The sequence below is a fragment of the Streptomyces bottropensis ATCC 25435 genome, from assembly GCF_000383595.1.
GTDB lineage: Bacteria > Actinomycetota > Actinomycetes > Streptomycetales > Streptomycetaceae > Streptomyces > Streptomyces bottropensis.
This window is the reverse complement of the sequence record NZ_KB911581.1, coordinates 3,259,001-3,284,356: the sequence shown is the minus strand read 5'-3', so window position 1 is coordinate 3,284,356 and position 25,356 is coordinate 3,259,001. Positions and strand designations below refer to the sequence as shown.

Annotated in this window: 20 protein-coding genes; 5 read left to right on the top strand and 15 right to left on the bottom strand. The window is 72.6% G+C overall.

The window, feature by feature from the left end; translation table 11 throughout:
• Position 1 precedes the first annotated feature (1 nt).
• The 6 genes from STRBO_RS0114470 to STRBO_RS0114445 all read right to left on the bottom strand — a co-directional run bounded on the left by STRBO_RS0114470 (position 2) and on the right by STRBO_RS0114445 (position 8,160).
• Positions 2-580: a hypothetical protein gene (locus STRBO_RS0114470; protein WP_005484927.1), complete on the bottom strand. Its 579-nt coding sequence runs from the start codon at positions 578-580 to the stop codon at positions 2-4.
• Positions 565-1,701: a ParA family protein gene (locus tag STRBO_RS0114465; protein ID WP_078531617.1), complete on the bottom strand. Its 1,137-nt coding sequence runs from the start codon at positions 1,699-1,701 to the stop codon at positions 565-567. Before STRBO_RS0114465 ends, STRBO_RS0114470 begins: the two co-directional genes overlap by 16 nt.
• Before the next feature lie 485 nt (positions 1,702-2,186).
• A complete protein-coding gene (gene ald / locus STRBO_RS0114460) occupies positions 2,187-3,311 on the bottom strand; it encodes an alanine dehydrogenase (RefSeq protein WP_005484924.1) in 1,125 nt (374 codons plus the stop codon).
• 166 nt (positions 3,312-3,477) lie between these two features.
• Positions 3,478-5,568: a tetratricopeptide repeat protein gene (locus STRBO_RS0114455; RefSeq protein ID WP_005484922.1), complete on the bottom strand. Its 2,091-nt coding sequence runs from the start codon at positions 5,566-5,568 to the stop codon at positions 3,478-3,480.
• Between the two features lie 207 nt (positions 5,569-5,775).
• On the bottom strand, positions 5,776-6,402 hold the full coding sequence (locus STRBO_RS0114450) for an NUDIX domain-containing protein (RefSeq protein ID WP_020114361.1): 627 nt from the start codon (positions 6,400-6,402) through the stop codon (positions 5,776-5,778).
• Positions 6,403-6,501: 99 nt separating this feature from the next.
• A complete protein-coding gene (locus tag STRBO_RS0114445) occupies positions 6,502-8,160 on the bottom strand; it encodes a CTP synthase (RefSeq protein WP_005484920.1) in 1,659 nt (552 codons plus the stop codon).
• Positions 8,161-8,737: 577 nt separating this feature from the next.
• Between STRBO_RS0114445 and STRBO_RS0114440 the strand changes: the two genes are divergently transcribed.
• The 3 genes from STRBO_RS0114440 to STRBO_RS0114430 all read left to right on the top strand — a co-directional run bounded on the left by STRBO_RS0114440 (position 8,738) and on the right by STRBO_RS0114430 (position 13,786).
• Positions 8,738-10,540 carry a glycoside hydrolase family 15 protein gene (locus tag STRBO_RS0114440; RefSeq protein ID WP_020114360.1) on the top strand — a complete coding sequence of 601 codons (1,803 nt, stop codon included), beginning with the start codon at positions 8,738-8,740 and terminating at the stop codon, positions 10,538-10,540.
• Positions 10,541-10,729: 189 nt separating this feature from the next.
• The gene (locus tag STRBO_RS0114435; protein WP_005484916.1) at positions 10,730-12,112 is read left to right on the top strand and encodes an FAD-binding oxidoreductase; all 1,383 of its coding nucleotides are present in this window, start codon (positions 10,730-10,732) and stop codon (positions 12,110-12,112) included.
• 21 nt (positions 12,113-12,133) lie between these two features.
• Positions 12,134-13,786, top strand: coding sequence for a PucR family transcriptional regulator (locus STRBO_RS0114430; protein WP_005484913.1), 1,653 nt, complete (start codon positions 12,134-12,136; stop codon positions 13,784-13,786).
• Between the two features lie 37 nt (positions 13,787-13,823).
• On the opposite strand, the gene STRBO_RS0114425 is transcribed toward STRBO_RS0114430, so the two are convergent.
• The 5 genes from STRBO_RS0114425 to STRBO_RS0114405 form a co-directional block, all read right to left on the bottom strand.
• Positions 13,824-14,960, bottom strand: a complete 1,137-nt coding sequence (locus STRBO_RS0114425; RefSeq protein ID WP_028796651.1) for a glycosyltransferase family 4 protein — start codon at positions 14,958-14,960, stop codon at positions 13,824-13,826.
• A gap of 335 nt (positions 14,961-15,295) precedes the next feature.
• Entirely contained in the window at positions 15,296-17,038 is a 1,743-nt protein-coding gene (gene recN / locus STRBO_RS0114420; protein WP_005484908.1) for a DNA repair protein RecN, read from the bottom strand.
• Positions 17,039-17,209: 171 nt separating this feature from the next.
• Entirely contained in the window at positions 17,210-18,115 is a 906-nt protein-coding gene (locus tag STRBO_RS0114415; protein WP_005484906.1) for an NAD kinase, read from the bottom strand.
• On the bottom strand, positions 18,112-18,927 hold the full coding sequence (locus STRBO_RS0114410; protein WP_005484905.1) for a TlyA family RNA methyltransferase: 816 nt from the start codon (positions 18,925-18,927) through the stop codon (positions 18,112-18,114). Before STRBO_RS0114410 ends, STRBO_RS0114415 begins: the two co-directional genes overlap by 4 nt.
• A 7-nt stretch (positions 18,928-18,934) precedes the next feature.
• On the bottom strand, positions 18,935-19,264 hold the full coding sequence (locus tag STRBO_RS0114405) for a hypothetical protein (RefSeq protein ID WP_028796650.1): 330 nt from the start codon (positions 19,262-19,264) through the stop codon (positions 18,935-18,937).
• A gap of 42 nt (positions 19,265-19,306) precedes the next feature.
• On the opposite strand from STRBO_RS0114405, the gene STRBO_RS0114400 reads away from it, so the two are divergent.
• Positions 19,307-19,654, top strand: coding sequence for an SCP2 sterol-binding domain-containing protein (locus tag STRBO_RS0114400; protein WP_028796649.1), 348 nt, complete (start codon positions 19,307-19,309; stop codon positions 19,652-19,654).
• Here the strand turns inward: STRBO_RS0114400 and STRBO_RS0114395 are convergent.
• The 4 genes from STRBO_RS0114395 to STRBO_RS0114380 form a co-directional block, all read right to left on the bottom strand.
• Positions 19,638-20,582: an ABC transporter ATP-binding protein gene (locus STRBO_RS0114395; RefSeq protein ID WP_005484901.1), complete on the bottom strand. Its 945-nt coding sequence runs from the start codon at positions 20,580-20,582 to the stop codon at positions 19,638-19,640. The two genes, STRBO_RS0114400 and STRBO_RS0114395, sit on opposite strands and share 17 nt — an antisense overlap.
• Positions 20,579-21,601: a FecCD family ABC transporter permease gene (locus tag STRBO_RS0114390; protein ID WP_028796648.1), complete on the bottom strand. Its 1,023-nt coding sequence runs from the start codon at positions 21,599-21,601 to the stop codon at positions 20,579-20,581. The genes STRBO_RS0114395 and STRBO_RS0114390 overlap by 4 nt, the downstream gene beginning before the upstream one ends.
• A 95-nt stretch (positions 21,602-21,696) precedes the next feature.
• Positions 21,697-22,740, bottom strand: coding sequence for a FecCD family ABC transporter permease (locus STRBO_RS0114385; protein ID WP_028796647.1), 1,044 nt, complete (start codon positions 22,738-22,740; stop codon positions 21,697-21,699).
• 64 nt (positions 22,741-22,804) lie between these two features.
• Positions 22,805-23,833, bottom strand: coding sequence for an HAD hydrolase-like protein (locus STRBO_RS0114380; RefSeq protein ID WP_005484888.1), 1,029 nt, complete (start codon positions 23,831-23,833; stop codon positions 22,805-22,807).
• Positions 23,834-23,990: 157 nt separating this feature from the next.
• Between STRBO_RS0114380 and STRBO_RS0114375 the strand changes: the two genes are divergently transcribed.
• Positions 23,991-25,283: a DUF1015 family protein gene (locus STRBO_RS0114375; protein WP_005484887.1), complete on the top strand. Its 1,293-nt coding sequence runs from the start codon at positions 23,991-23,993 to the stop codon at positions 25,281-25,283.
• Positions 25,284-25,356 lie beyond the last annotated feature (73 nt).

Genomic DNA, 25,356 nt, shown 5'->3' with positions numbered 1-25,356 from the left:
CCTAACGCCCACGAAGCCGTCGGACGAGGATGCTCGCGTCTCCCCGGGACTCCAGATCCGCCAGCACCACGGCGACGGCCTCCCGCACGATCCGCCCGCGGTCCACGGCCAGCCCGTGCTCCCCGCGCAGCACCAGCCGCGCGTGTTCGAGATCCATGAGCTCCTCGGCGGAGACGTACACGGTGATCTTCTCGTCGTGCCGCTCCCGCCCGCTGGGCCGGCGCCCGGAGGCCCGCCCCTTCTTGCGGGGTCCGGCGGCGGCTGAACCTTCCTGCGGCTTCGGCAGACGTCCGGCCGCGGCGGCCCGCTCGGCACCGGCGGCGGCGGAGCGACTGCGCGGCTGTTCGCCGTCGGACTCGGCGTCCGCGGCCACATGCTCGGCCCCCTCGCCGTCACCGCCCCGCACGGGCACGGACGGTGGAGCGTCCTCCGCGGCGGCGGCCCCGTCGCTGTCCCCGGCGGGAGCGGGCACACGGGCTTCTCCGTTGGCCCCCCGCCGGGGAGTGGACGGCTGCAGCGCCATTCCCCCTGTCGTACGGAAGAGTTCGTCGGCCCCCGGCAGACTCACTCGGCGTGACACCGGGCGAGCACCTCCCTGGCGAGCTGGCGGTAGGCGGCGGCGCCGACGGAGTTGGAGGCGTACGTGGTGATCGGCTCACCGGCGACCGTGGTCTCCGGGAAGCGGACCGTGCGCCCGATGACCGTGTGGTAGACGTGCTCGTCGAACGCCTCGACGACGCGCGCGAGAACCTCACGGCTGTGCACGGTGCGGGAGTCGTACATGGTGGCGAGGATGCCGTCGAGCTCCAGGTCGGGGTTGAGCCGCTCCTGGACCTTCTCGATGGTCTCCGTCAGCAGCGCGACCCCGCGCAGTGCGAAGAACTCGCACTCCAGGGGAACTATCACCTTGTGGGCGGCCGTCAGGGCGTTCACGGTGAGCAGGCCGAGCGAGGGCTGACAGTCGATCACGACGTAGTCGTAGTCGGCCAGCAGCGGCTTGAGCGCGCGCTGCAGCGTGGACTCGCGCGCGACCTCGGAGACCAGCTGGACCTCGGCCGCCGACAGGTCGATGTTGCTCGGCAGCAGGTCCATGTTGGGTACCGCGGTCTTCAGCAGGACCTCGTCCGCCGACATGCCCCGCTCCATGAGCAGGTTGTAGACGGTGAGGTCGAGCTCCATCGGGTTCACACCGAGGCCGACCGAGAGGGCACCCTGCGGGTCGAAGTCGACGAGCAGGACCCGGCGGCCGTACTCCGCGAGCGCGGCCCCCAGGTTGATGGTCGACGTCGTCTTGCCGACGCCGCCCTTCTGGTTGCACATCGCGATGATCTTCGCGGGACCGTGGTCGGTCAGCGGGCCCGGGATCGGGAAGTACGGCAGCGGGCGACCGGTCGGACCGATGCGCTCGCGGCGCTGGCGGGCCGCGTCGGGCGCGAGCGTGGCCGCGTACTCCGGATCGGGCTCGTACTCGGCGTCGGGGTCGTAGAAGTGCCCGTCGGGCAGCTCGTCGTAGTCGGCGAAGTGGTTGTGGACCCCGCCACTTCCGTCGCCGGCCATGGCGTTCACGTGTTGGCCATCCATGCTCTGGAGTGCTGTCGGAGTTAGCCCGGCCGGCTGCTGACTCTGGTGGGCCGCGAAGGTGCGGACAGCGACCGAGCCGACAGCCGCGAACCCCGTGGGACCCGAGACCGGCGCAGGCATTCCTGGTTGACCACCCCCGGGAGTAAATGTCGACTCATTCACAAGTCGTCTTACCTCCTTGGTGACCAGGAAACTTCTAGATAGGTCAGCGTGGCACCATGCCGACAGCTGGCGACTCTATGGCGTGTCGGCGGTCCGCAGCAACACAATCCGCCGGACCCGGCCCGATGTGTCGGCAATGAAACATGCGGCTGTCAAGGGCGTAGGGCCGTCGCACGGCAGGATTCACCGGTGCGCGAAACATCCGAACGGTTACGTTCGAGGCGAGTTGCGCGAGTGTCGCAAAGTGACCATACACACATCCGGCCGGACCTTGTCGGGCAAGATCCGGCCGGGAAGGTGCTGTTGACGACCTGTGTTGACGTATCGCCTTTTACCGAAAGGTGACTTGAAGCAGCCGGTCGGGATCCGCCCCGCGCCAGGTCACCGGCGGGTCGGCGGCCCGCGCCGGGCGGCTCCCGCGACGGCTCGCGCCGGGCGGCGGGTCAGACGAGCAGCGACGCCAGCTCGACGTGCTCCAGCCCGTGCGCCTCGGCGACCTCGCGGTAAACGACCCTGCCGTCATGGGTGTTGAGGCCCCTGGCCAGCGCGGGGTCGCGGCGCGACGCCTCGGCCCAGCCGTGGTCGGCGAGTTCCACGATGTAGGGCAGCGTGGCGTTGGTCAGCGCGTAGGTGGAGGTGTTGGGCACCGCGCCGGGCATGTTGGCGACGCAGTAGAAGACCGATCCGTGGACCGGGAAGGTCGGCTCGGCGTGGGTGGTGGGCCGGGAGTCCTCGAAGCAGCCGCCCTGGTCGATCGCGATGTCGACAAGGACACTCCCGGGCTTCATCCGCGACACCAGCTCGTTGGTGACCAGCTTCGGCGCCTTGGCGCCCGGGATGAGGACGGCGCCGATGACGAGGTCGGCCTCCAGGCAGGCCTTCTCCAGTTCGAAGGCGTTGGAGACGACCGTCTGGATCCTCGTGCCGAAGATCTTGTCGGCTTCCTTGAGCTTGTTGATGTCCTTGTCGAGCAGGGTCACGTGGAAGCCCATGCCGATGGCGATCTGCGCCGCGTTCCAGCCCGACACGCCACCGCCGATGACGACGGCCCGGCCGGCCAGGACCCCCGGCACACCGCCGGGCAGCACCCCGCGGCCGCCGTTGGCACGCATCAGGTGGTAGGCGCCGACCTGCGGGGCGAGCCGGCCGGCGACCTCGGACATCGGTGCCAGCAGCGGCAGCGCGCGGCTCGGCAGCTCGACGGTCTCGTACGCGATCGCGGTCGTGCCCGACTCGACGAGGGCGTCGGTGCACTCCTTGGAGGCGGCCAGGTGCAGGTAGGTGAAGAGCGTCTGGTCCTTGCGGAGGCGGTGGTACTCCTCGGCGATGGGCTCCTTGACCTTGAGCAGCAGGTCGGCGGTGGCCCACACCTCGTCGGCCGTGGCCAGGATCTCGGCGCCGGCGGCGACGTACTCGGCGTCCGGGATCGACGAGCCGACACCGGCGCCCTGCTCGATGACGACCTGATGGCCGTGGCGCACCAGCTCGTGCACACCGGCGGGGGTGATGGCCACCCGGAACTCGTTGTTCTTGACCTCGCGGGGGATGCCGACCTTCACGTCGATCACGGTCCTTGACTCGGAGGGTGTGTGGGGGCTCGCCCGTACAGCGGCACATGCCCACGCAGTGCAGGACATACCCGTACGCATCGGAGCGCACCGGGAGACACCGCAGGAGAACCGGCGGCGTAGCCAGTTTAATGAAGGTGTCCCCGCTGTCTAGCCTTTCAATGCATCAATCTTTCGCGGATGCACTACGGATTTCGCAGGCGTTAGCGTCCTGTTCCGGCTCGATCTCATGGGTTTCGGGGTCCGGGGCCCCGTCGCCGAGGAGCCGCTCGGCGGCCGCCCGGTGCAGCCGGGCCGCCGCCGGATCGCCGAGCCGCTCCAGGGTGTCGGCGGTCCGCAGCTGGATCGCGGCCTGCAACCGGGTGTCGTCGGCGCGCCGGGCCCACTGAGCCGCCTCCTCACACGTCCGCAGCGCCTCCTCGGGCCGCCCCGCGTACTCCTGGACGCGCGCCATCTCGCCCAACGCCCGTGCCTGGGCGCCCACATCACCGAGTCTGCGGTGGCCGGTGAGCGCCGAGCTCCAGTTGCGCAGCGCCTCGCCGTAGCGGCCCGCGTAGGTGTGCGCGGTGGCGATCCGGCCGTACAGCCGGGCGGCGTCCTCGCGCTCGTCCCGGGCGAGCCGCTGGGCGAGCGCGCGGCCGAACCAGTCGGCGGCCCGGTCGTAGTCCTCCAGCTCCTGGTGCGCACCGCCTACGGATTCCATCGCGCGGCCGGTCGCGTACGGGTCGTTCGCCCGCCGTCCGGCGTCGAGCGCGGCCCGGTAGCGGGCCAGTGCCGCCCGCGTACGGCCGGTGCGGGCGTCCAGGTCACCGAGGTTCAGCAGGGCCGCCGCCTCTTCGCGGGGCAGGGCGCGGCGCTCGGCGACATCGAGGACGAGCCCGTGGATGCCGTACAGATCGGGGGCCGCGGCCTGGGTGCCGAAGTGCGCGACCATGGCCCGGACCAGCTGGGACATCAGCCGCCGGGCGAGGGTGTCCAGCTCCCCGTCGGCGACCGCGAGCCGTGCGGCGGCCAGCAGCGCGGGCCGCCGGGCGCGCAGCCACTCCTCGGCGGCCCTGGGGGTCGGGAACCGCAGCGCCTTGGGCATGGCGAGGAGCTTCTCGCGGGCGAGCGGGCTGTCGGTCTCGGTGACGGCCCGGCAGGACTGGAGCAGCCTTACCGTCCGCTCCAGCATCCGCGCGCGGGCGAGCCGCAGCTCACCCGGCCGCTCCTGGCTCTCGGCGAGGGACCACAGCAGCGGCTGGAGGCAGCCCGGGATCTCGTACTGCGGGAGCGCCGTGTCGGCCTGGTGCAGGAAGCCGAGGGCGACGAAGTCGTCCAGCGTGGTGCGGGCCGCGCCGACCGAGCAGCCGGCGAGCCCGGAGGCGATGTGCGGGTCGACCAGGCCCGCCGGGGCGAGGGCGAGCAGACGCAGTATCCGGGCGGCGGCGGGCGGCAGCGAGGCGTACGCCAGCTTGAGCACCCGGGCGAGGGGCGGACTGTCGTCGTCCTCGGCGCGCAGCTGCTTTGCCAGGTCGGAGACGGCCACGGTCGGCCGGGCGGCCAGCCAGCCGCCGGCGAGCCGCAGTGCGGCGGGCTGGGACCCGCACACCTCGGCGAGCCCCTCGGCCGAGCGAGGGTCCACGGTGATGCGCACCGAGCCGCTGAAGCGTTCCAGCAGCTCCACGGCGGACTTGGTGTCCAGTCCGCCCAGGGTGCAGGGGCGGACGTCGGAGATGCCCGTCAGCGGCCCCCCGGAGACCGCCACGACCAGGGAGTCGGGGGTGTCCGGCAGCAGCGCGTCGACCTGTTCGGCGTCGGCCGCGTCGTCCAGCAGGAGCACCACCCGGCGGTCGGCGAGCGCCTCCCGCAGGGCTTCGCTGAGGTCGTCCTCGTCGGCGCCGGCCGGCGCCGCCAGCCCCAGCTCCCCGAGCAGTTCCCGCGCCGCGCGCTCGACGGGCACGCGGGTGCCATCGGGCTCGGTGAGCCGGGTCCGCAGCACCCCGTCGGGGTAACCATCGGTAACCTGCCGGACGAGTTCCTCGGCGAGCGCGGTGCGGCCGAAACCGGGCCGGCCGGCGATGAGCAGCACGCGCGCGTGGGGCGCCTTGCGGCCGGCGAGGGTGTTGAGCCCCGCGCGGTCGATGTCGGCCCGCAGTTCCTTCAACTCGCGTGCCCGGCCGAGGAACTGACTGTCCGTGGGGGCGGCCTCGACAGCCGGGGGCCGCCCTGTACCGGACACCCGGGCACCCCCGAGGTCCACCGCCTGATCCGCCACGGGCCACTCTCCCGTCCCACCGCACGAGCAAGCCCGCCGGGACTCCGGTGCGGGCGATTCCCGAGCCTAGTTCACGCTCTGCGACGATCCGGGTGGAGCAGGGCGGTGAGGTCGCTCGATCGGATCAGCAGATCGTACGACCGGTGCCCACGGGATGCCGCGAAGACGGCTCGCATCCCCTCGCAGGGGGCGACGACCCCGTGCGCCCTACGCCTCGAAGGGTCGCGCAGGCCAGGCCGCCTCGGCGGGGCGCAACCCCTCGACGCCGCCCTGCGCCCGCGCCGCCACCAGCGAAAGCACGCCCACCACCAGGCAGTTGTTGTGCAGCTCCCCCGCGAGCACCCCCCGCACCAGCTCGTCCAGCGGCACCCGGGCCAACTCCATGTCGGCCTCCTCGTCCTCCACGTCGAACCGCCGGCCCTCGGCCTCGGAGAGGTCCCGGGCCAGGAAGATCCGCACGGCCTCGTCGCAGCCGCCGGGCGTGGTGTAGACGTCGGTCAGCACCCGCCACTCCTCCGCCTTGACGTGCGCCTCCTCGTACAGCTCGCGCTGGGCGGCGTGCAGCGGGTTCTCGCCGGGCACGTCCAGCAGCCCGGCCGGGATCTCCCACAGCTTCTCGCGGACGGGGTGGCGGTACTGCCGGATGACCAGCACCCGGTCCTGGTCGTCGACGGCGACGACGGCGACGGACCCGGGGTGCACCTGGTAGTCGCGGCGGACGACCGACCCGTCGGGCATGACCACGTCGTCCGTGCGCACGGAGGTCTTCTTGCCGACGAACGGCGTCTCGCTCGCCCGGACCTCCCACTGCTCGGCGATGTCCTTGATCGTCATGTCGACTCGTCCTCCCACACCTGCACAAAAGAAACCGGGGCACACGTCCCGAAAGACGCGTACCCCGGTCACCGTACAAGCTCCGGCGCCGCCCGGTTTCTACTTACCGGTCTTGCGCTCCACGGCCGCCTTCACCAGCCCCGCGAACAGCGGGTGCGGGCGGGTCGGACGGGAGCGCAGCTCGGGGTGCGCCTGGGTCGCGACCAGGTAGGGATGGACCTCGCGCGGGTACTCGACGTACTCGACGAGCTTGCCGTCGGGCGAGGTGCCCGTGAACTGCAGGCCGGCCTTCTTCTCCAGTTCCCCGCGGTAGGCGTTGTTCACCTCGTAGCGGTGACGGTGGCGCTCCTCGACGTACTCCTTGCCGTCGTACACCTCGCGCACGATCGAGCCCTCGGCCAGCTTGGCCGGGTACATGCCGAGCCGCATGGTGCCGCCCATGTCGCCCTCACCGGCGACGATGTCGAGCTGCTCGGCCATGGTGGAGATGACCGGGTGCGCGGTGGCGGAGTCGAACTCGGTGGAGTTGGCGTCCGGGATGTCGGCCAGGTTGCGCGCGGCCTCGATCACGATGCACTGCAGGCCGAGACAGAGGCCGAGCAGCGGGATCCTGTTCTCGCGGGCGTACCGGATGGCGCCGACCTTGCCGGAGACACCCCGGTCGCCGAAGCCGCCGGGGATGCAGATGGCGTCGACGTCGGCGAGCTGGGCCGCGGCGCCGGCCGGGGTCCGGCAGTCGTCCGAGGTGACCCACTTGATCTTCACGCGGGCCTTGTTGGCGAAGCCGCCCGCGCGCAGGGCCTCGGTGACCGAGAGGTAGGCGTCGGGCAGGTCGATGTACTTGCCGACCAGCGCGAGGTTGATCTCGTGGAGCGGGTTGTGGACGCGGTCGAGCAGGTCGTCCCAGGTCGTCCAGTCCACGTCACGGAACGGCAGGTCCAGCTTGCGGACCACGTAGGCGTCCAGGCCCTCGCGGTGCACGGTCTTCGGGATGTCGTAGATCGACCGGGCGTCGGGGCACGCGACCACGGCGTCCTCGTCGACGTCGCACATCAGGGAGATCTTGCGCTTGATCGCGGCCGGCACCTCACGGTCGCAGCGCAGCACGATCGCGTCCGGCTGGATACCGATGTTGCGCAGGGCCGCAACCGAGTGCTGGGTCGGCTTCGTCTTCAGCTCTCCCGACGGCCCGATGTACGGCAGGAGCGAGATGTGGACGACGAAGACGTTGTCACGGCCGACCTCGTGGCGGACCTGCCGGACGGTCTCCAGGAACGGCAGCGACTCGATGTCGCCGACCGTACCGCCGACCTCGGTGATGACGACGTCGACCTCGTCGGAGGCCATGCGCCGGATGCGGTGCTTGATCTCGTTGGTGATGTGCGGGATGACCTGCACGGTGTCGCCGAGGTACTCGCCGCGCCGCTCCTTGGCGATGACCGTGTTGTAGACCTGGCCGGTGGTGACGTTGGCCGAGCCGTCGAGGTCACGGTCGAGGAAGCGCTCGTAGTGGCCGATGTCCAGGTCGGTCTCGGCGCCGTCGTTGGTGACGAACACCTCACCGTGCTGGAAGGGGTTCATCGTGCCCGGGTCGACGTTCAGGTAGGGGTCGAGCTTCTGCATCACGACGCGCAGACCGCGGGCCTTGAGCAGCATGCCGAGGCTGGAGGCGGTCAGACCCTTGCCGAGCGAGGAGGCGACACCCCCGGTGACGAAGATGTGCTTGGTCGTCGTGTTTCGAAAAGCAGCGGGCGGCATGGCCAAGAGGGGGCTCCCGTGGTCGCGGTTCGGTATGCGGGTCGGCCGCCGCCCGAACTCATCCGTCGGGGGTGCCTTCGCTGCGGTTCGGGGGTTCCTCGTGCGACTTTTTTCGACTGGGGCGCCCACCGGTCCACGGGCTACCAGGGTATCAGCGACAGAACACGATCGCTTCCGGCCACGCTCCGCGCACGGGCCGACACGGAGCTCTTACGACAGTCGGTGAACCTGGGCCGGCCTCCACCCTTGGCTCACCCGTTCGGCCCACTTGTGTTGCCTGGAGCGGCACGCGGAGCCCTCCGGCGCGTCGTATCCTCTTCGGACACTCGCTGCCGAGCGCGGCCGGCGCGACGGCACCACCCCAGCCCGTCTCCGGCAATCACAAGAGTTCGTCAGTCCGTTGAGCAACGATCGCCTCCTATGCGTTGAGGATCGTTGAGCGACATCGCATGACACCGTCCCTTGGATCACTCTGGAAACATGGTTCCTTTGCCGATCCCATGGGTCCCTTGACCGCACACCGCACAGCGACCGCCCCTCGGGGGGCGACGACGTGGCCGTTCGACTGGAGTTGCACGTGGCCGGGCGCATCGAAGACTACGCACTCATCGGAGACATGCAGACAGCGGCGCTGGTCTGCCGGGACGGCACGGTCGATTGGCTGTGCCTGCCCCGCTTCGACTCCCACGCCGTCTTCGCGGGACTGCTCGGCACCGAGGAACACGGGTTCTGGAGACTGGGCCCCGCGCACGCGTCGGACGCCGAGCCGCCGACGGCCTCCCGCCGCCGGTACCGCGGCGACTCGCTGATCCTGGAATCCGAGTGGGACACCCCGCGCGGCACGGTCCGTGTGACGGACTTCATGCCGCCCCGTGACGGCGCCCCGCAGCTGATCCGGATCGTGGAGGGCGTCAGCGGCCGGGTGCCGATGCGCTCGGCGCTGCGCATGCGGTTCTCGTACGGCCGGGTGGTGCCCTGGGTGCACAAGCACGAGGGGCGCACGGTGGCCGTGGCCGGACCGGACTCCGTGTGGTTCGACACCGAGTGCGAGACGTACGGCAAGGCGCTGACCACCTACGCCGACTTCACGGTGACGCCCGGCGACCGGATCGCCTTCACGATCTCCTGGGAGCCCTCGCACAAGCAGCCCCCGGCGCTGCCGGAGCCCGAGCCCTCGCTCGTCGCCACGGAGGAGTTCTGGCGCGACTGGGTGGACCAGTGCACGTACCACGGCCCGTACCGCGAGGCCGTGGTCCGCTCGCTGATCACGCTGAAGGCCCTGACGTACGCGCCCACCGGCGGCATCGTCGCCGCGCCGACCACCTCGCTCCCGGAGCACATCGGCGGCGTCCGCAACTGGGACTACCGCTACACCTGGCTGCGGGACGCGGCCATCACCCTCTCCTCGCTGCTGCGCACCGGCTACCGCGACGAGGCCCGCGCCTGGCGCGAGTGGCTGCTCAGGGCCGTCGCCGGCGACCCGGAGAACCTGCAGATCATGTACGGCATCGCCGGTGAGCGGGAGCTGGGCGAGGCCGAGCTGGAGTGGCTGCCCGGGTACGAGAACTCGGGCCCGGTCCGGGTCGGCAACGGCGCCGCGCACCAGCTCCAGCTGGACGTGTACGGCGAGGTCACCGAGGCCCTGCACCTGGCCCACATGACGGGCCTGGCCCGCAACGACTACGCCGCCCTCCTGCAGCTGAAGCTGATCCGCTACCTGGAGGACCACTGGGACGAGCCGGACGAGGGCATCTGGGAGGTGCGCGGTCCGCGCCGGCACTTCGTGCACTCCAAGGTCATGGCCTGGGTCGCGGTGGACCGCACGATCAAGCTCATCGAGTCCGGTGACGCGGACGGCCCGCTGGAGAAGTGGCGCGAGCTGCGCGACGACATCCACCGGGACGTGTGCGAGAAGGGGTACGACAAGGAGCGCAACACCTTCACCCAGTCGTACGGCTCCAAGGAACTGGACGCCTCGCTGCTGCTGATCCCGCAGATGGGCTTCCTGCCGCCGGACGACAAGCGGGTCATCGGCACCATCGAGGCGATCCAGCGCGAGCTGTCGACCCCGGACGGCTTCATCCTGCGCTACCCGACCTCCGGCGCGCAGGAGGGCGTGGACGGGCTGCCCGGCGACGAGGGCGCGTTCCTCGCCTGCTCGTTCTGGATGGCCGACGACCTGGCGATGATCGGCCGCGTGGACGAGGCCCGCAAGCTCTTCGAGAAGCTGCTCTCCCTCCGCAACGACCTGGGTCTCCTCGCCGAGGAGTGGGACCCGGTCCTCCAGCGCCAGGTCGGCAACTTCCCGCAGGCCTTCAGCCACGTCCCCCTCATCGACACGGCCCTGCGGCTGACCGCTTCGGGGGCGTACGGCGGCTGAACGCGCCCTCCGGTCCGGCGCGCACGGCGGCGGACCGGGGCGCGCGGCGGCGGTCCCGTGCGCGGGCGGGCGCGTACGGCAACCGTTCGCGCCCGTCGGCACAGGTGGCTCCGCCGAACAGGACCGATCCACCGCCCCCGCCTAGCCTGGAAGGAGCCCAGTCCCCCGAACGAAAGGGGGCGGCTCACCATGGCTCCCCTCTCGAAGGCGCGCGCGGCTCTCACCGCGCTGCGCGAGGACCTGACCGGCGACGTGTTCGCGCCGGAGGATCCGGGGTACGACGAGGCCCGTACGGTCTTCAACGCCATGATCGACCGGCGTCCGGCCGTGATCGCGCAGTGCGCGGACGAGACCGACGTCGTCCGTTCCGTGCGCTTCGCCCGTGACCTGGACCTGCCGATCGCGGTGCGCGGCGGCGGTCACAGCGTGGCCGGCATGGCCCTCAACGACAACGGGCTCGTCATCGACCTGCGCCGGATGCACGCCGTCACGGTCGATCCCGGCTCCCTGAGCGCCCGCGTCGGAGGCGGCGCCACCATGAGCCATCTCGACCGCGCCACCGAACCCCACCGCCTGGCGACCACGGGCGGCCGGGCGTCGACCACGGGCGTCGGCGGTTTCGTCCTCGGCGGCGGCAGCGGCTGGCTGGACCGCACATTCGGGCTCGCCGTCGACAACCTGCTCGGCGTCGACCTGGTGACCGCCGACGGTCAGGCGGTCCACGCGAGCGCCGAGGAGAACCCGGACCTGTTCTGGGCGCTGCACGGCGGCGGCGGGAACTTCGGCGTGGCCACCACGCTCACCCTCCGGCTGCACGAACTGCCCGCGTTCGCCATCGCCCTGCTGCTCTACCTCCCGGAACACGGCCCGGAGGTGATGCGTGTCTACCGCGAGGTCATCGAGACGGGCCCGCGGGAGGCGAGCGGCGGTGTCCTGTACTTCACCGGCCCGCCCGAGGAGTTCGTGCCCGAACACCTCGTGGGCAGGCTGGTCTGCGGCGTCCTGCTGACGTACGCGGGCACCGAGGACGACATGCTCAAGACCGCCCAGCCGCTGCTGGCGATGCCGCACGAGGCCGAGATCGTCGGCGCGATGCCGTACGCGGACGTGCAGTGCATGATCGACGACCCGCCGGGGATGCGGAACTACTGGTCGGCGGAGCATCTGACCGGTCTGCCGGACGCGGTGGTGGACGTCTTCACCGCCCGCGCCTGGTCGATGCCCGTGCCGACCGGTACCCAGCACGTGCTCTTCCCCCTGGGCGGCGCCATCGCCGACGGCCCCCGCCAGTACCCCGTGCCCTACCGCGACGCCCCCTGGGTCGTGCATCCCTTCGGCGTCTGGTCGGATCCGGCGGACGACGAACGGTGCGTGCGGTGGGTACGAGACGTGCGCGCCGACGTACGGCCGTGGAGCACCGGCGCGGTCTACCTCAACTTCGTCGGCGACGAGGGCGTCGACCGTGTGGTGGCCGGTGTCGGTGTCGACAACCACCGGCGGCTGACGGCGGTGAAGGCCCGGTACGACCCCGACAACGTCTTCCGCTACAACCACAACATCCCCCCGGCCTGACGACCGGGTACCGTCCGCTGCATGGACACCCGTGACAGCCGCGCACCAGGTGACGGCCGCGAGGCGCAGGGCGGTATCACCGTGCGGCGGGCCCTGGAGCTGCCCGGTCTGCGCGGCGGGCTGCCGGAGGTCCTGGCGGGCGCCGACCGGCTGGACAGGACCGTGCGCTGGGTGCACGCGGGCGAGGTCCCGAACATCGCCTCGCTCCTCAAGGGCGGCGAGCTGCTGCTGACCACCGGGTACGGGCTCGGCACGCGCCCCGCCGACCAGCGCGCGTTCGTGCGGACCCTCGCCGAGCGCGGCATCTCGGCCCTGGTCGTCGAGCTGGGCCCGCGCTTCGCCCGGCTCCCGGCGGCCCTGGTGGAGACGGCGCGCTCGGCCGGCCTGCCCCTCGTCCAGCTGCACCGCGAGGTGGCCTTCGTGACGGTCACCGAGGAGATCCACACCGAGATCGTCAACGGCCACTACGCGCTCCTCCAGCAGGCCGAGGAGGTGCACCGCCGCTGCACCGAGGCCCTGCTCGGCGGGGGCGGCATCCCCCAGGTCCTGGACATCCTGGCCGCCTTCAGCGGCAACCCGGTCTTCCTGGAGACCGCCGACGGCCAGCTCCTGTACGCCGCCGGGACCGGCCCGGCGGACACCGATCCGCTCCAGGTGTGGGAGGGGGTGCGTGACCGGCACCAGGACGCGCCGCCGGCCGGGACGACCCTCGTCGACGTGCCCGGGGGCGGCCCCGCCACGGGCTCGGTCCGGGCCCGCCTGGTGCTCCTCCCGGTCGTCGGCCCCCTGGCCCCCGTGCACCGGATGGCGGCCGAGCGCGCGGCCGGGGTCCTCGCCGTCGTCCTGATGCAGGCCCGGCAGGAGGAGGAGCTGGCGGCGCGCGGACGCGGCGACTTCCTCACCGATCTCGCCGAGGGCCGGGTCCGGGCGGAGGACGCGCCCGCGCAGGCCCGCGTCCTCGGCTTCCGGCCGGGCTCGGGTCCCCTGCTCCCGGTCGTCATGAAGCTCGCCGACGGTCTCGCCCCCGACGGGGGTGGCTGGGCCGTCCTCGCCCGCGCGGTCGCCGAGGAGCTGGCCTGCGTGGGTGCGCCCCTCCTGCTCGGCGTACGCCCCGTGGAGGGCCGCGTCCCGCTGCTGCTGGGCCTGCGCGCGGAGTCGGAGCGCACGGCGGTCGCCGACCGGGCCGCGGCGGCGCTGCGGGCCGGCGCGGAGCGGGCCGGGATGCGGCGGCCGGGCGGGCGGCCGCCCGTGGTGGTCGTGGGCGTGCCCGGCGGCTGGACGGCCGCCTCGGCGGGCCTGCGGCACGCGGCGGAGACCGCGACGGCCGCCCAGGGCCTGGCCGACCGCCCCTGGTACGACGCCCGGCGCCTGGACATCGACCTGCTGCTGTGGCGGCTGCGCGACCACCCCGACCTCGCCGCCTTCGTGGACCGCGCGATCGGTCCGCTGCGCGACCACGACGACCGCGCCAAACCCTCGCTGCTGCCGACCCTGGAGACCTATCTGGCGCACGCGGGCAGGAAGGCGGAGACGGCCCGTGAACTGCACCTCAACCGCCAGACGCTCTACAACCGCCTCGCTCGCATCGGCGAACTCCTCGGCACCGACCTGGACGACCCGCAGGCCGTCCTGGCCCTGAGCCTGGCCCTGCGGGCCCGTCGGCACGTCTCCTGAGGGTGCGCCCCCTCGGGTGCGGATCGGCCGGTGTGCGTCAGCCGAGGGGCCGCGGCCGGGTCAGCTCGTCGTAGACGCTGAGCACCTGGGCCACCGTCTCGTCCTCGGTCGGCCAGGTGGCGGCCTGCCGCGTGCCCCGCTCACGCAGCCCCGCACAGCGGGCCGGGTCGTCGAGCAGGCGCGTGACGGCCGCGGCGAGCGCCCCCGCGTCGCCGTACGGGACGAGTTCGGCGCCGTCGCCGACCAGGTCGGTCACCGATCCGACGGCGGCGGCGACGAGCGGCACGCGCGCGCGGAGCGCCTCCTGGGCGAGGACGGGGCGGGCCTCGGGGCCGCCGGGCAGCAGCGCGAGGTCGGCGGCCGCGATCAGCTCGGCCACGTCGTCGCGCCGCCCGGCCAGCCGTACGGGAAGCTCCTCCTGCGCGATACGGCGCTGCAGGACGCTCCGCAGCGGCCCCTCGCCCACGACGACGAGCAGCGGCGCCGGGTCGAGGCCGCGCCAGGCCCGGGCGGCGTCGAGCAGGGTGTCATATCCCCGGTGGCGGTCGAGCGCACCGACGGCCATGAGCAACGGGCGTGCCGTGGCACCCAGTTCGGCCCGGACCTTGCAGGCGGGCCGGTCCTGGTCGTCGCCGGTGCCGGTCCGGCCCGGCCCGGGCAGGGCGACGGCGGCGAGCCGGGCGTCGCGGGCGCCCCGGCTGCGGGCCCGGTCGACCAGGTCGGAGGAGGTGCCGAGGACCACGGCCGCGGCCTTGGCGACCCGGCGCTCCAGCAGCCGCAGCAGATGCGCCCGCGCCCCCTCCGCGTACGAACGCGTGTGCCAGGTGACGACGAGCGGGGTGGTGCGCCGGCCGAGCGCGAGGGTGGCGCGGAAGCCGGCGTGCAGGCCGTGCGCGTGCACCAGGTCGGCGTCCGCGCAGGCGCTGCGCAGGCTGGCCACCGAGGCGGGGTCGCTGCTGCGGGGCACGTGGACGTGATGGGCACCGACGCCGGTGAAGTCGTACCGGCCGTCGGCGTCACTGGGGGCGCACACGGTGACCCGCACGCCCCGGGCGACCAGTCCCGAGGCCAGCGACCGCACATGCGCACTGCTCACCGCGCTGCCACCGCCGAGCACTTGTACGGTTCGCAGCGGCGACTGGCCGTGCGGTGAGTGGCTGCTCACGTGGCTCACGTGGCCGGGGCTCCTGGCTCGGGGTCGGACGGTCACGAAGAAACGTATCGAAGGACCGGCCGGTGGGGGGTGGACCGTTCGAGGTACTTCCGCACGGTCCACGCGGCACGTCCTGCTACGTCGCTCCTGTCCAAGGATGCCAGGTCGCAAGGGTGTTCCGGCACAGCCGGACGGCGGGAGAACCGGAAGGGCGGGCAACCTCGGACCCAGGGTCACCCACACGAGTGAACTCCCGTACGAGGTTGCCCCTCCGCGCCCCTCCCGCCGCGCTCCTTCCCGCCCTGCCCCCGGCCCTGTTCGCTCAGGGCCGACGGAGCGGCGGCCGGAGTCCGGCCCTACGCGTCCGCGCGGGCCGCCGCCAGCAGCTCCTCCGCGTGTGCGCGCGCCGTCTGGGAGTCCTCCAGGCCGGCGAGCATGCGCGACAGCTCCCGCACCCGCTCCTCGCCCTCCAGGACCTTCACACCGGACCGGGTCACGGACCCGTCGCTGGTCTTCTCCACCAGCAGCTGCCGGTCGGCGAAGGCGGCCACCTGGGGCAGGTGGGTGACGACCACGACCTGCGCCGACCGGGCGAGCCGGGCGAGGCGCCGGCCGATCTCGACCGCGGCCTTGCCGCCGACACCGGCGTCGACCTCGTCGAAGAGGTACGTCGGCACGGGGTCGGTCCCCGCGAAGACGACCTCGACGGCCAGCATCACCCGCGACAGCTCACCCCCGGACGCGCCCTTGGCGATGGGCCGGGGCGGCGCCCCCGGGTGCGGGGCGAGCAGCAGTTCGACCTCGTCGACGCCCGACGGCCCGTACGCGACCGTACGCCCGTCCACCTCGACGCCCTCGGGATCGTCGCTCTGCCGGATCTGAAACGACACGCGCGCGTGCGGCATCGCGAGGGAGGCCAGCTCCGCGGTGACGGCGGCGGCGAACCGGTCGGCGGCCTCGGTGCGCGCGTCGGTCAGGGCCTGCGCGAGTCCGCCCAGTTCCCCCCGCAGCGCGTCCCGCTCGGCGGTCAGCTCCTCGATCCGCTCGTCGTCGCCGTCGAGTTCGGTGAGCCGCTGGGCGCTCTCCTCGGCCCACGACAGCACGGCGGTCATGTCCTGGCCGTACTTCCGCGCCAGCGCGGTGAGCGCGGCCCGGCGCTCCTCCACGGCCGCCAGCCGCAGCGGGTCGGCGTCCAGGTCGTCGGCGTATCCCGCCAGTTCCCCCGCCACGTCGCCCAGCAGGATCCCGATCTCCCCGATCCGCTCGGCGAGCGCCGCGAGCGCCGGGTCGTGCGACCGCACGGCCTCCAGCGCCCGGTGCGCGCCCGCGACGAGCGTGGTGGCGTCCACGCCCTCCGGGTCCTCGGGGTTGCCCGCGAGCGCCGCGTGCGCGGCCGTGGCGGCGGACGCCAGCGCCTCCGCGTGCCCGAGCCGCTCGGCCTCCTCGGCCAGCTCCACGTCCTCACCCGCCCGCGGCTCGACCCCGGCGATCTCGTCGAGGCCGTAGCGCAGCATGTCGGCCTCCTGGGCCCGTTCACGCGCGCGGGTGACGATCTCGTCGAGTTCGCCGGCCACGGCCCGCAGCCGGCGGTATGCCTCGCCGTACTTGGTGAGCGGCACGGCGACCGCGTCCCCCGCGTACCGGTCGAGCGCCGCCCGCTGCCGGGACAGCTTCAGCAGCCCCTGCTGGTCGGTCTGCCCGTGCACGGCGACCAGTTCGTCGGCCAGCTCGGCGAGCACGCCCACCGGCACCGAACGCCCGCCCAGGTGAGCCCGCGACCGACCCTCGGCGGAGACGGTACGGCTGATCAACAGCGCCCCGTCGTCGAGTTCGGCCCCGGCCTCCTCGGCCCGCAGAATCGCCGACGCGCCCTCGGGCACGGTGATCCGGCCCTCCACGACGGCGTTCTTCGCGCCGATCCGCACGAGCGCCGCATCCGCCCGCCCGCCGAGCAGCAGGCCGAGGCTGGTGACCACCATGGTCTTGCCCGCGCCCGTCTCACCCGTCACGGCGGTGAAGCCGGGCGACAACTCGACGACAGCGTCGTCGATGACTCCGAGCGACCGTATCCGCATCTCCTCCAACACGGACACGACCATACGAGGTCGGGGAGGCGGACCGCGACGCGCCCCGGCACCTATGTCACCCCGGAGAGCTACAGCGCGCTCGGGAAGGGGCGCGGGACTGCGTCGATACGCGGCTCCGCCGCGCGGGCGCGAACCACCACGACGAGCTCGCGGTCCCGACGGTCCCCGCCCCCTCACCTCGCGCTAGTGCCGAGCCCCCCGCCACCCGGAAACGGGCAACGCGAACTTGGCCACCAGCCGGTCCGTGAACGACGCGTGATGCAGCCGGGCCAGCCGCACCGGCACAGCCCCTCGCCGCACCTCGACCCGCGCCCCCGGCGGCAGCTCCACGGTCCGCCGCCCGTCGCACCACAGCACCCCCGGCGGGATGTGCGGCAGGACCTCCACCGCCAGCACGGAATCCGGTGACGTCACCAACGGCTTGGCGAACAGCGCGTGCGCGCTGATCGGCACCATCAGCAGCGCCTCCACCTCGGGCCACACCACGGGCCCGCCCGCCGAGAACGCGTACGCCGTGGACCCGGTCGGCGTCGACAGGACGATCCCGTCGCACCCGAACCCGGTCACCGGCCGGCCGTCGATCTCCAGGACGACTTCCAGCAGCTTCTCGGCGCCCGCCTTCTGCACCGCCGCCTCGTTGAGGGCCCAGTCCGTGTGGACGATGTTCCCGTTCTGATGAACGACGACATCGACGGTCATCCGCTCCTCGACCTCGTACGCCCTGGTGACGACCCGGTCGACGACCTTGTCGAGGTCGTCCCGCTCGGCCTCCGCGAGGAAGCCGACGCTGCCGAGGTTGACGCCGAGCATCGGCACCCCGGACGCGCGGGCGAACTCGGCGCCGCGCAGCAGCGTGCCGTCACCGCCGAGGACGATCAGCAGCTCGCACCCGTCGAGGCACTGCGGGGTGGCCTCCTTGACGAGTTCCACCTCCTCCGGCACCGGGATGTCCTCGGCCTCGTGCTCCAGGACACGCACCGTGATGCCGTGGTGCAGCAGCCCCTTGACGACGAGTTCGGCACTGCGGATCGCCGCCGGCCGCCCGGTGTGGGTCAGCAGGAAAACGGTTCGAGATCGGTCGTTGCTCAACGCGGCCCCTCCGCCACTGCTCGGTCGACGTCGGCCGGGTCCAGCGCGGGAGCGCCGGCACGCAGCCAAAGAAAGTACTCGACATTGCCCGAGGGTCCGGGCAGCGGACTGGCCGTCACACCCGCCACCCCGAGCCCCAGTTCCCCGGCCCGCCGGGCCACCCCGCGCACCGCCTCGGCGCGCAGCTCCGGACTCCGTACCACTCCCCCACTGCCCAGCCGCTCCTTACCCACCTCGAACTGCGGCTTGACCATCATCACCAGATCGGCGTCCGGCTTCACGCACCGCACCAGTGCGGGCAGTACCAGGCCGAGCGGGATGAAGGACAGATCCCCCACGACAAGATCCACAGGCTCCCCATCGATCGCTTCGAGCGTCAACTCGCGTACGTTCGTACGGTCCTTGACAGTGACGCGTTCATCGCTGCGCAGACTCCAGGCGAGTTGTCCGTATCCGACGTCCACGGCGACGACCTGCGCGGCGCCGGCCCGCAGCAGGACGTCGGTGAAGCCGCCGGTGGAGGCGCCGGCGTCCAGCGCGCGGCGGCCCTCGACGGCCAGCCCACGCGGCACGAAGGCGGCGAGGGCGCCCGCGAGCTTGTGGCCGCCTCTGGACACGTACTCCGGGTCGCCGTCGTCGGCCACGACCACGATCGCGGCGGCGGTCTCCACCTGGGTGGCGGACTTCGTCGCGACGGTCCTGCCGACGGTGACCCGCCCGGCGGCGATCAGCTGGCTCGCGTGCTCACGCGAGCGCGCGAGCTTCCGCCGGACCAGTTCGGCGTCCAGACGGCGGCGTGCGACTCCTGCCACGGTGGGTTCAGCTCCTGCTCTCGTATGGCCGTGGGGGCCCCGGAGGTCCCGGGCGGGCGTCGAGCGCGGTGAGCGCGTCGCGCAGCCCCCGGTGTACATCCTCGTACACCTCCACATGGCCGTCGGTCGCGAGGTGGTCGGCGTCGGCCAGCCGGTCGAGGGCCGTGTCGACCTCGGGGTGGCCGGTGGGGGTGCGGGGCACGTTCAGCGGGGCCGGGCCGGCGGGGTCGTCCCCGGGTTCGGCGACCCGGGGCTCCGACGCGGGGACGGACTCGCCGGCCGCCGCCGGAACCACCGCTTCCACCCCGGCCTCGACCTCGGGCAAAGAGTCGCTCATGCCCAGACGCTACCGCGAAGCTCTGGGGTACCGTCGACCGCGATGGCAACGATTGAGGAGTGCCGCGCCGCACTCGAAAAGCTTTCGGACACCATGGCAGGCGCCCAGGGACACGTGGGCGAGGCGACGGCCCTCGACCGCTCGGTCAGCTGCCATGTCAGGGATCTCGACGTCACCTTCGTGGGACGCATGCGCGACGGGCGCATCGAGGTGCACGACACCCTCCAGGGACCGCCCGCCGAGAAGGCCCAGATCCGGCTCGCCATGACGGGCGACGACCTCGTGGCCCTCGTCGGCGGCGAACTGAACTTCGCCAAGGCCTGGGGCTCCGGCCGGGTGAAGCTGGAGGCGGGGTTCCGGGACCTGCTCCAGCTCAGGAAGCTGCTGTAGCGGCCGACTCCACGATCCGCCCGGCACCGATCCGTGCCACGCGGGCCGCCGGCACCACCAACGGCGTCCCCGTCTCCGGGTCGTCGATGACCTGACAGCGCAGTCCGAAGACCTCCTCGACCAGCTCGGCCGTGACGATCTCGGAGGGGGCGCCCTCCGCGATCACCGAGCCGTCGCGCAGGGCGACGAGGTGGGTGGCGTAACGGGCGGCGTGATTGAGGTCGTGCAGCACGGCGACCAGCGTGCGGCCCTGTTCCTCGTGGAGTTCGGCGCACAGGTCGAGCACGTCGATCTGGTGCTGGATGTCCAGGAAGGTGGTCGGCTCGTCGAGCAGCAGCAGCGGCGTCTGCTGGGCCAGCGCCATGGCGATCCAGACACGCTGGCGCTGGCCGCCGGACAGTTCGTCGACGTAACGGTCGGCCAGCTCGGCGACCCCGGTCGACTCCATCGACTCGCGCACGATCCGCTCGTCCTCGGGGGACCACTGCCGCAGCAGCCCCTGGTGCGGGTACCTGCCCCGGCCCACCAGGTCGCCGACGGTGATCCCGTCGGGCGCGATCGAGGACTGCGGCAGCAGACCGAGCGTCCGCGCCACCTTCTTGGCGGGCATCGACTGGATGACCTGGCCGTCGAGCAGCACCCGACCCTGCGACGGCTTCAGCATCCGGGACAGGGCCCGCAGCAGTGTGGACTTGCCGCAGGCGTTGGGGCCGACGATCACGGTGAAGGAGTTGTCGGGTATCTCCACCGACAGCTGCTCGGCGATGACCCGCTGGTCATAGGCGAGGGTGACGTCCTCGGCGGACAGGCGGTTCACGGTGCTCCTCTTGTCGTTCTTGTTCGCCGATGCGCTGCCGTTCTTGTTCGTGGGCACGCTGTCGTTCTCGTTCTCCGGCGCGCTGCCGTTCGCATCCGCCGGCGCGCTCATATCCGCCCGGCCTTCCGCTCGGTGACCAGCAGCCACAACAGGTAGACGCCGCCGAGCACGCCGGTGACGACGCCGACGGGCAGCTGGTCGGCGCCGAAGGCCCGCTGGGAGGCCCAGTCGGCCACGATCAGCAGGGTCGCGCCCATGCACATGGCGGGCACCAGGTTCGGGCCGGGCGAGCGGGTCAGCCGCTTCGCGAGCTGGGGTGCGGTGAGGGCGACGAAGCTCACCGGCCCGGCGGCCGCGGTGGCCCCGGCGGTGAGCAGCACGGCCGAGACCATCAGCAGCAGCCGCACCCGCTCGACGCGCACTCCGAGGGCGTACGACACGTCGTCGCCCATCTCCGTCATCCGCAGCCCGCGCGCGTTGCCGAGCACCAGCGGTACGAGGATCACGCACATGATCAGCAGCGGCCAGACCTGGGCCCAGTCACGGCCGCCGAGGGATCCGGTCATCCAGACGACCGCGCGGGCCGCGTCCACGAGGTCGGCCTTGGTGATCAGATAGCCGTTGACGGCGGTGACGATCGCGCAGACGCCGATGCCGACCAGCACGAGCCGGTAGCCGTGTACGCCCCGCTTCCACGCCAGCGCGTAGATCGCGAACCCGGTGACCAGACCGCCGGCGAGCGCCCCGAGGGCCACCTGGTTCGCGCTGCCGGAGAACAGCACGATGACGACCAGCGCGCCGGCGGTGGCGCCCTGCGAGAGGCCGAGCACGTCCGGACTGCCCAGCGGATTACGGGAGATGGACTGGAACAGCGCTCCGCCGAGCCCGAGCGAGGCCCCGACGAGGAGTCCGACCAGGACCCTGGGCAGCCGCAGTTCGTTGACGATGAACTCCTGGCCGGCGTCGCCGTTGCCGAGCAGCGTCCTGAGGACGTCACCGGCCGGGATGGGGAAGTCACCGGTGCCGATCAGTACGACGCTCGCGGTGAGCGCCGCCACCAGCAGCAGGGCGACGACGGCGCACGCCCGTACGTCCAGCCGGAACGACAGCCCGCCGGGGGTGCGCACCACACGGTTGCGTGCGCCGTGCCCGCCCGTGCCCGGGGTCCTCCCCGCGTCCCGCGTCTTGCTGAAGGAGTCCGGTGTCTCCCTCGTGACCCGCGTCTTCACAGCTGCGCCGTCCTCCGCCGTCGTACGAGAAAGATGAAGACCGGCCCGCCGAGGATCGCGGTGACGATGCCGACCTGCAGCTCCGCGGGCCGTACCACCATGCGGCCGACGACGTCGGCGCCGAGCAGCAGCACGGGCGACAGGACGGTCGCGTACGGGAGGATCCAGCGCAGGTCGGGCCCGGTGAAGGACCGTACGACGTGCGGGACCATCAGCCCGACGAACACGATCGGCCCGCAGGCGGCGGTCGCGGCACCGCACAGCACGGTGGCGGCGCCCATCGAGAGCGCGCGGGTGCGGTTGAGGTCGGCGCCCAGCGCGCGGGCCGTGTCGTCGCCCATGGCCATCGCGTTCAGCGGCCGGGCGAGCAGCAGCGCGACGACCGTGCCGACGGCGAGGAACGGCAGCACCTGCGTGATCGTCCCGTCGGTCGCCGACGCGAGCGAACCGACCGTCCAGAAGCGCATCTTGGAGAGCGCCGCGCCGTCCATGATCATGACGGCCTGCAGATAGCCGTAGAGGGCGGCGCTGATGGCGGTGCCCGCGAGCGCGAGCCGCACGGGTGTCGCGCCCCGGCTGCCGCCGAGGAACCAGACCAGCGCCCCGACCGCGGCGGCACCGGCGAACGCGAACCACACGTACCCGCTCAGCGAGGTGACGCCGAAGTAGGTGATGGCGGTGACGACCGCGGCGGACGCGCCCGCGTTGATACCGAGCAGGCCCGGGTCGGCGAGCGGGTTGCGGGTGAGCGCCTGGAGCACGGCCCCCGCGAGGCCCAGCGCGGATCCCGCGAGCAGGCCGAGGAGGGTGCGCGAGACCCGTTCCCCGACGACGGCGTCGCCGTACGTCCCCGTGTCCACGAACAATCCGTGCCAGACCTGAGCGAAGGACAGCTCCTTCGCGCCGATCGCGATACTCGCCAGGGCGACCAGGACGAGGATCAGGACGGACACGAGGAGCCCGACGGCTCGTACCGCCCGGCGGTTCGCAGGCGCGGGGGCGGTCTCCGCGCTCGGTTCAGGAGGACTGTCGACCAACACCCGGTTAGGTTAGCCTATCCTCCCTTTTCGGCTCGCTCGGGCCCTCTCCAGGGTCACCGCGCGCTCACAGCCCCAGCCGGGCCAGCGCCTTCCCCCCGTCCAGCGCGCACGAGCCCTCCCCGGCAGCCGTCCAGGCGGCCGCGCACAGCGCTCGCAGCCCGTCCAGCGCCGAGCCCTCGCCGTCCAGTTCCAGCCGCTCCGCGCCGGCGGTCGCCGTCCAGCCTCCGCAGCGGAAGCCCGCGCCCGCCTCGACGACCTCCGGCTGCCCGGTGAGCATGCCCCGCAGATCGGCGTCGACATACGTCGGCCGGTGCTGCGGGGGCGCGGCCAGCAGCTGCGCGCCGCCGGTCACGCCGGTCAGCACGAGCAGCGAGTCGACCTCGCCGTTGAACGCGCCCTCGATGTCCGTGTCCAGCCGGTCCCCGACCACCAACGGCCGCTCGGCGCCGGTCCGCAGGATCGTCTCCCGGTGCATCGGCGGCAGCGGCTTACCCGCCACCTGCGGCTCGGCTCCGGTCGCGATCCGCACGACCTGGACCGCCGCCCCGTTGCCGGGCGCGATGCCCCGCGCACTCGGGATCGTCAGGTCGGTGTTGGACGCGTACCACGGCACACCGCGCGCGATGGCGTAGCTGGCCTCCGCGAACCGCCCCCAGGGCAGGTCGGGGCCGCCGAAGCCCTGCACCACGGCCGCCGGAGCGTCGTCCGCCGACTCGACCGGTTCGAGACCCCGCTCGCGCAGGGCCACCCGCAGCCCCTCTCCGCCGATGACCAGCACCCGCGCGCCGGCGGGCAGCTGCTCGCTGATCAGCCGGGCGACGGCCTGCGCCGAGGTGATGACGTCCCCCGCCTCGGTCGGAATCCCGAGCGCGGTGAGATGCGCGGCCACCGTGTCGGGCGTCCGCAGCGCGTTGTTGGTGACGTACGCGAGGTGCATACCGCCCGCGCGTGCCGTGCCCAGGGACTCCACGGCGTACGCGATCGCACTGCCGCCCGCGTACACCACCCCGTCGAGATCGAGCAGCGCCGTGTCGTACGCCTCGCTCAGGGCCTGCCCACTGCCGTCGGGCCGTGTCCTGACTGCCTGGCTCATTGCACTCCGCTCCTCGCTCGGTCCACCGGTCGGCCGGTCGGCCGGTCACCCGCCGGCGGTCCGGCGATCGGGCCGGCGATCGCCCGGTGGGTCAACAATCGGTTAGGTCACTTTCCCCGATCATCCCTCACAGCACCGGCACCCATACGATGCATCAATGAACTACGCAGGTCCCGCGGAGGAGATCCCGGCGCGCAGCGGCCTCGAACTGACCCCGTTCCGGGGGCTTCGCTACGACCCCGACCGGGTCGGCAGCCTGGCCGCCGTGACATCACCGCCGTACGACGTCGTCGTACGGCCGGACGGTCTGCTCCACCTCGAATCCGCCGATCCGCACAACATCGTCCGCCTGATACTCCCCCAGGCCAGAACACCCACCGCCCGCGACGAACAGGCGGCCGACACTCTGCGCCGCTGGCTCGCCGACGGCGTCCTCGCCGCCGACAGGGAGCCCGGCCTCTATGTCTACGAGCAGGCGGACGGCAGCATCCTCCAGCGCGGCCTCATAGGCGCCCTGCGCCTCTCGGAGCCGTCCGCCGGGGTGGTCCTCCCGCACGAGGACGTCATCCCCCACGTGGTCACGGACCGCGCGGCCCTGATGCGCGCCACCTCCACCAACATGGAGCCCCTGCTCCTCACCTACCGGGGCAACGGTGCGACGGCCGGTGCGACGGCCGTGGTCGAGCGGACCACGGAACGGGCCCCGCTCCTCGCCACCACCACGGAGGACGGCTTCAGCCACCGCCTGTGGGCCGTCACCGACCCCGCCGACCTGGCCGAGATCCAGGCGGACCTCGCCCACCACCAGGCCCTGATAGCCGACGGCCACCACCGCTGGGCCACCTACCTCCGGCTCCGCACGGAACACCCGTCCCCCAGCCCCTGGGACTACGGCCTGGTCCTCCTCGTGGACACCGCCCGCTACCCCCTCCGGGTCCGCGCGATCCACCGCCTCCTGCACCGCCTTGCGGTCCCGGACGCTCTCGCGGCCCTGGACGGCAGGTTCCGCGTACGCCGCCTGGACGTCCCGCTCCCCGAGGCCCTGGAAGCCCTGGCCGAAGCGGCCGCCGCCGGCAACGCCTTCCTCCTCGCGGGCGACGGCTCCTTCCACCTCGTCGACCGGCCGGACGCGGATCTCCTCGCTCGTACGATTCCCACCGACCGCCCGGCCGAGTGGCGCACCCTCGACGCGACCGTGCTGCACGCCACCCTCCTCGACCATGTCTGGCACATCCCCGAGGACTCACCGGCTCACGTCGCCTACATCCACGACACGGCGGCGACCGTCGAGAAGGCCGAACGCGACGGCGGCACGGCCGTCCTGATGCATCCGGTCCGCGAGGAAGTCGTACGCGACCTCGCCCGCCAGGGCGTCACCATGCCCCGCAAGTCCACGTCGTTCGGCCCGAAGCCGGCGTCGGGGCTGGTGCTGCGCGCGCTGGACCTCTGAGGGATCCCCGGTCCCCCCGGGGAGCGGGCATGCGAAAGGGCGGGACCCCGTCGTACGGGATCCCGCCCTGACA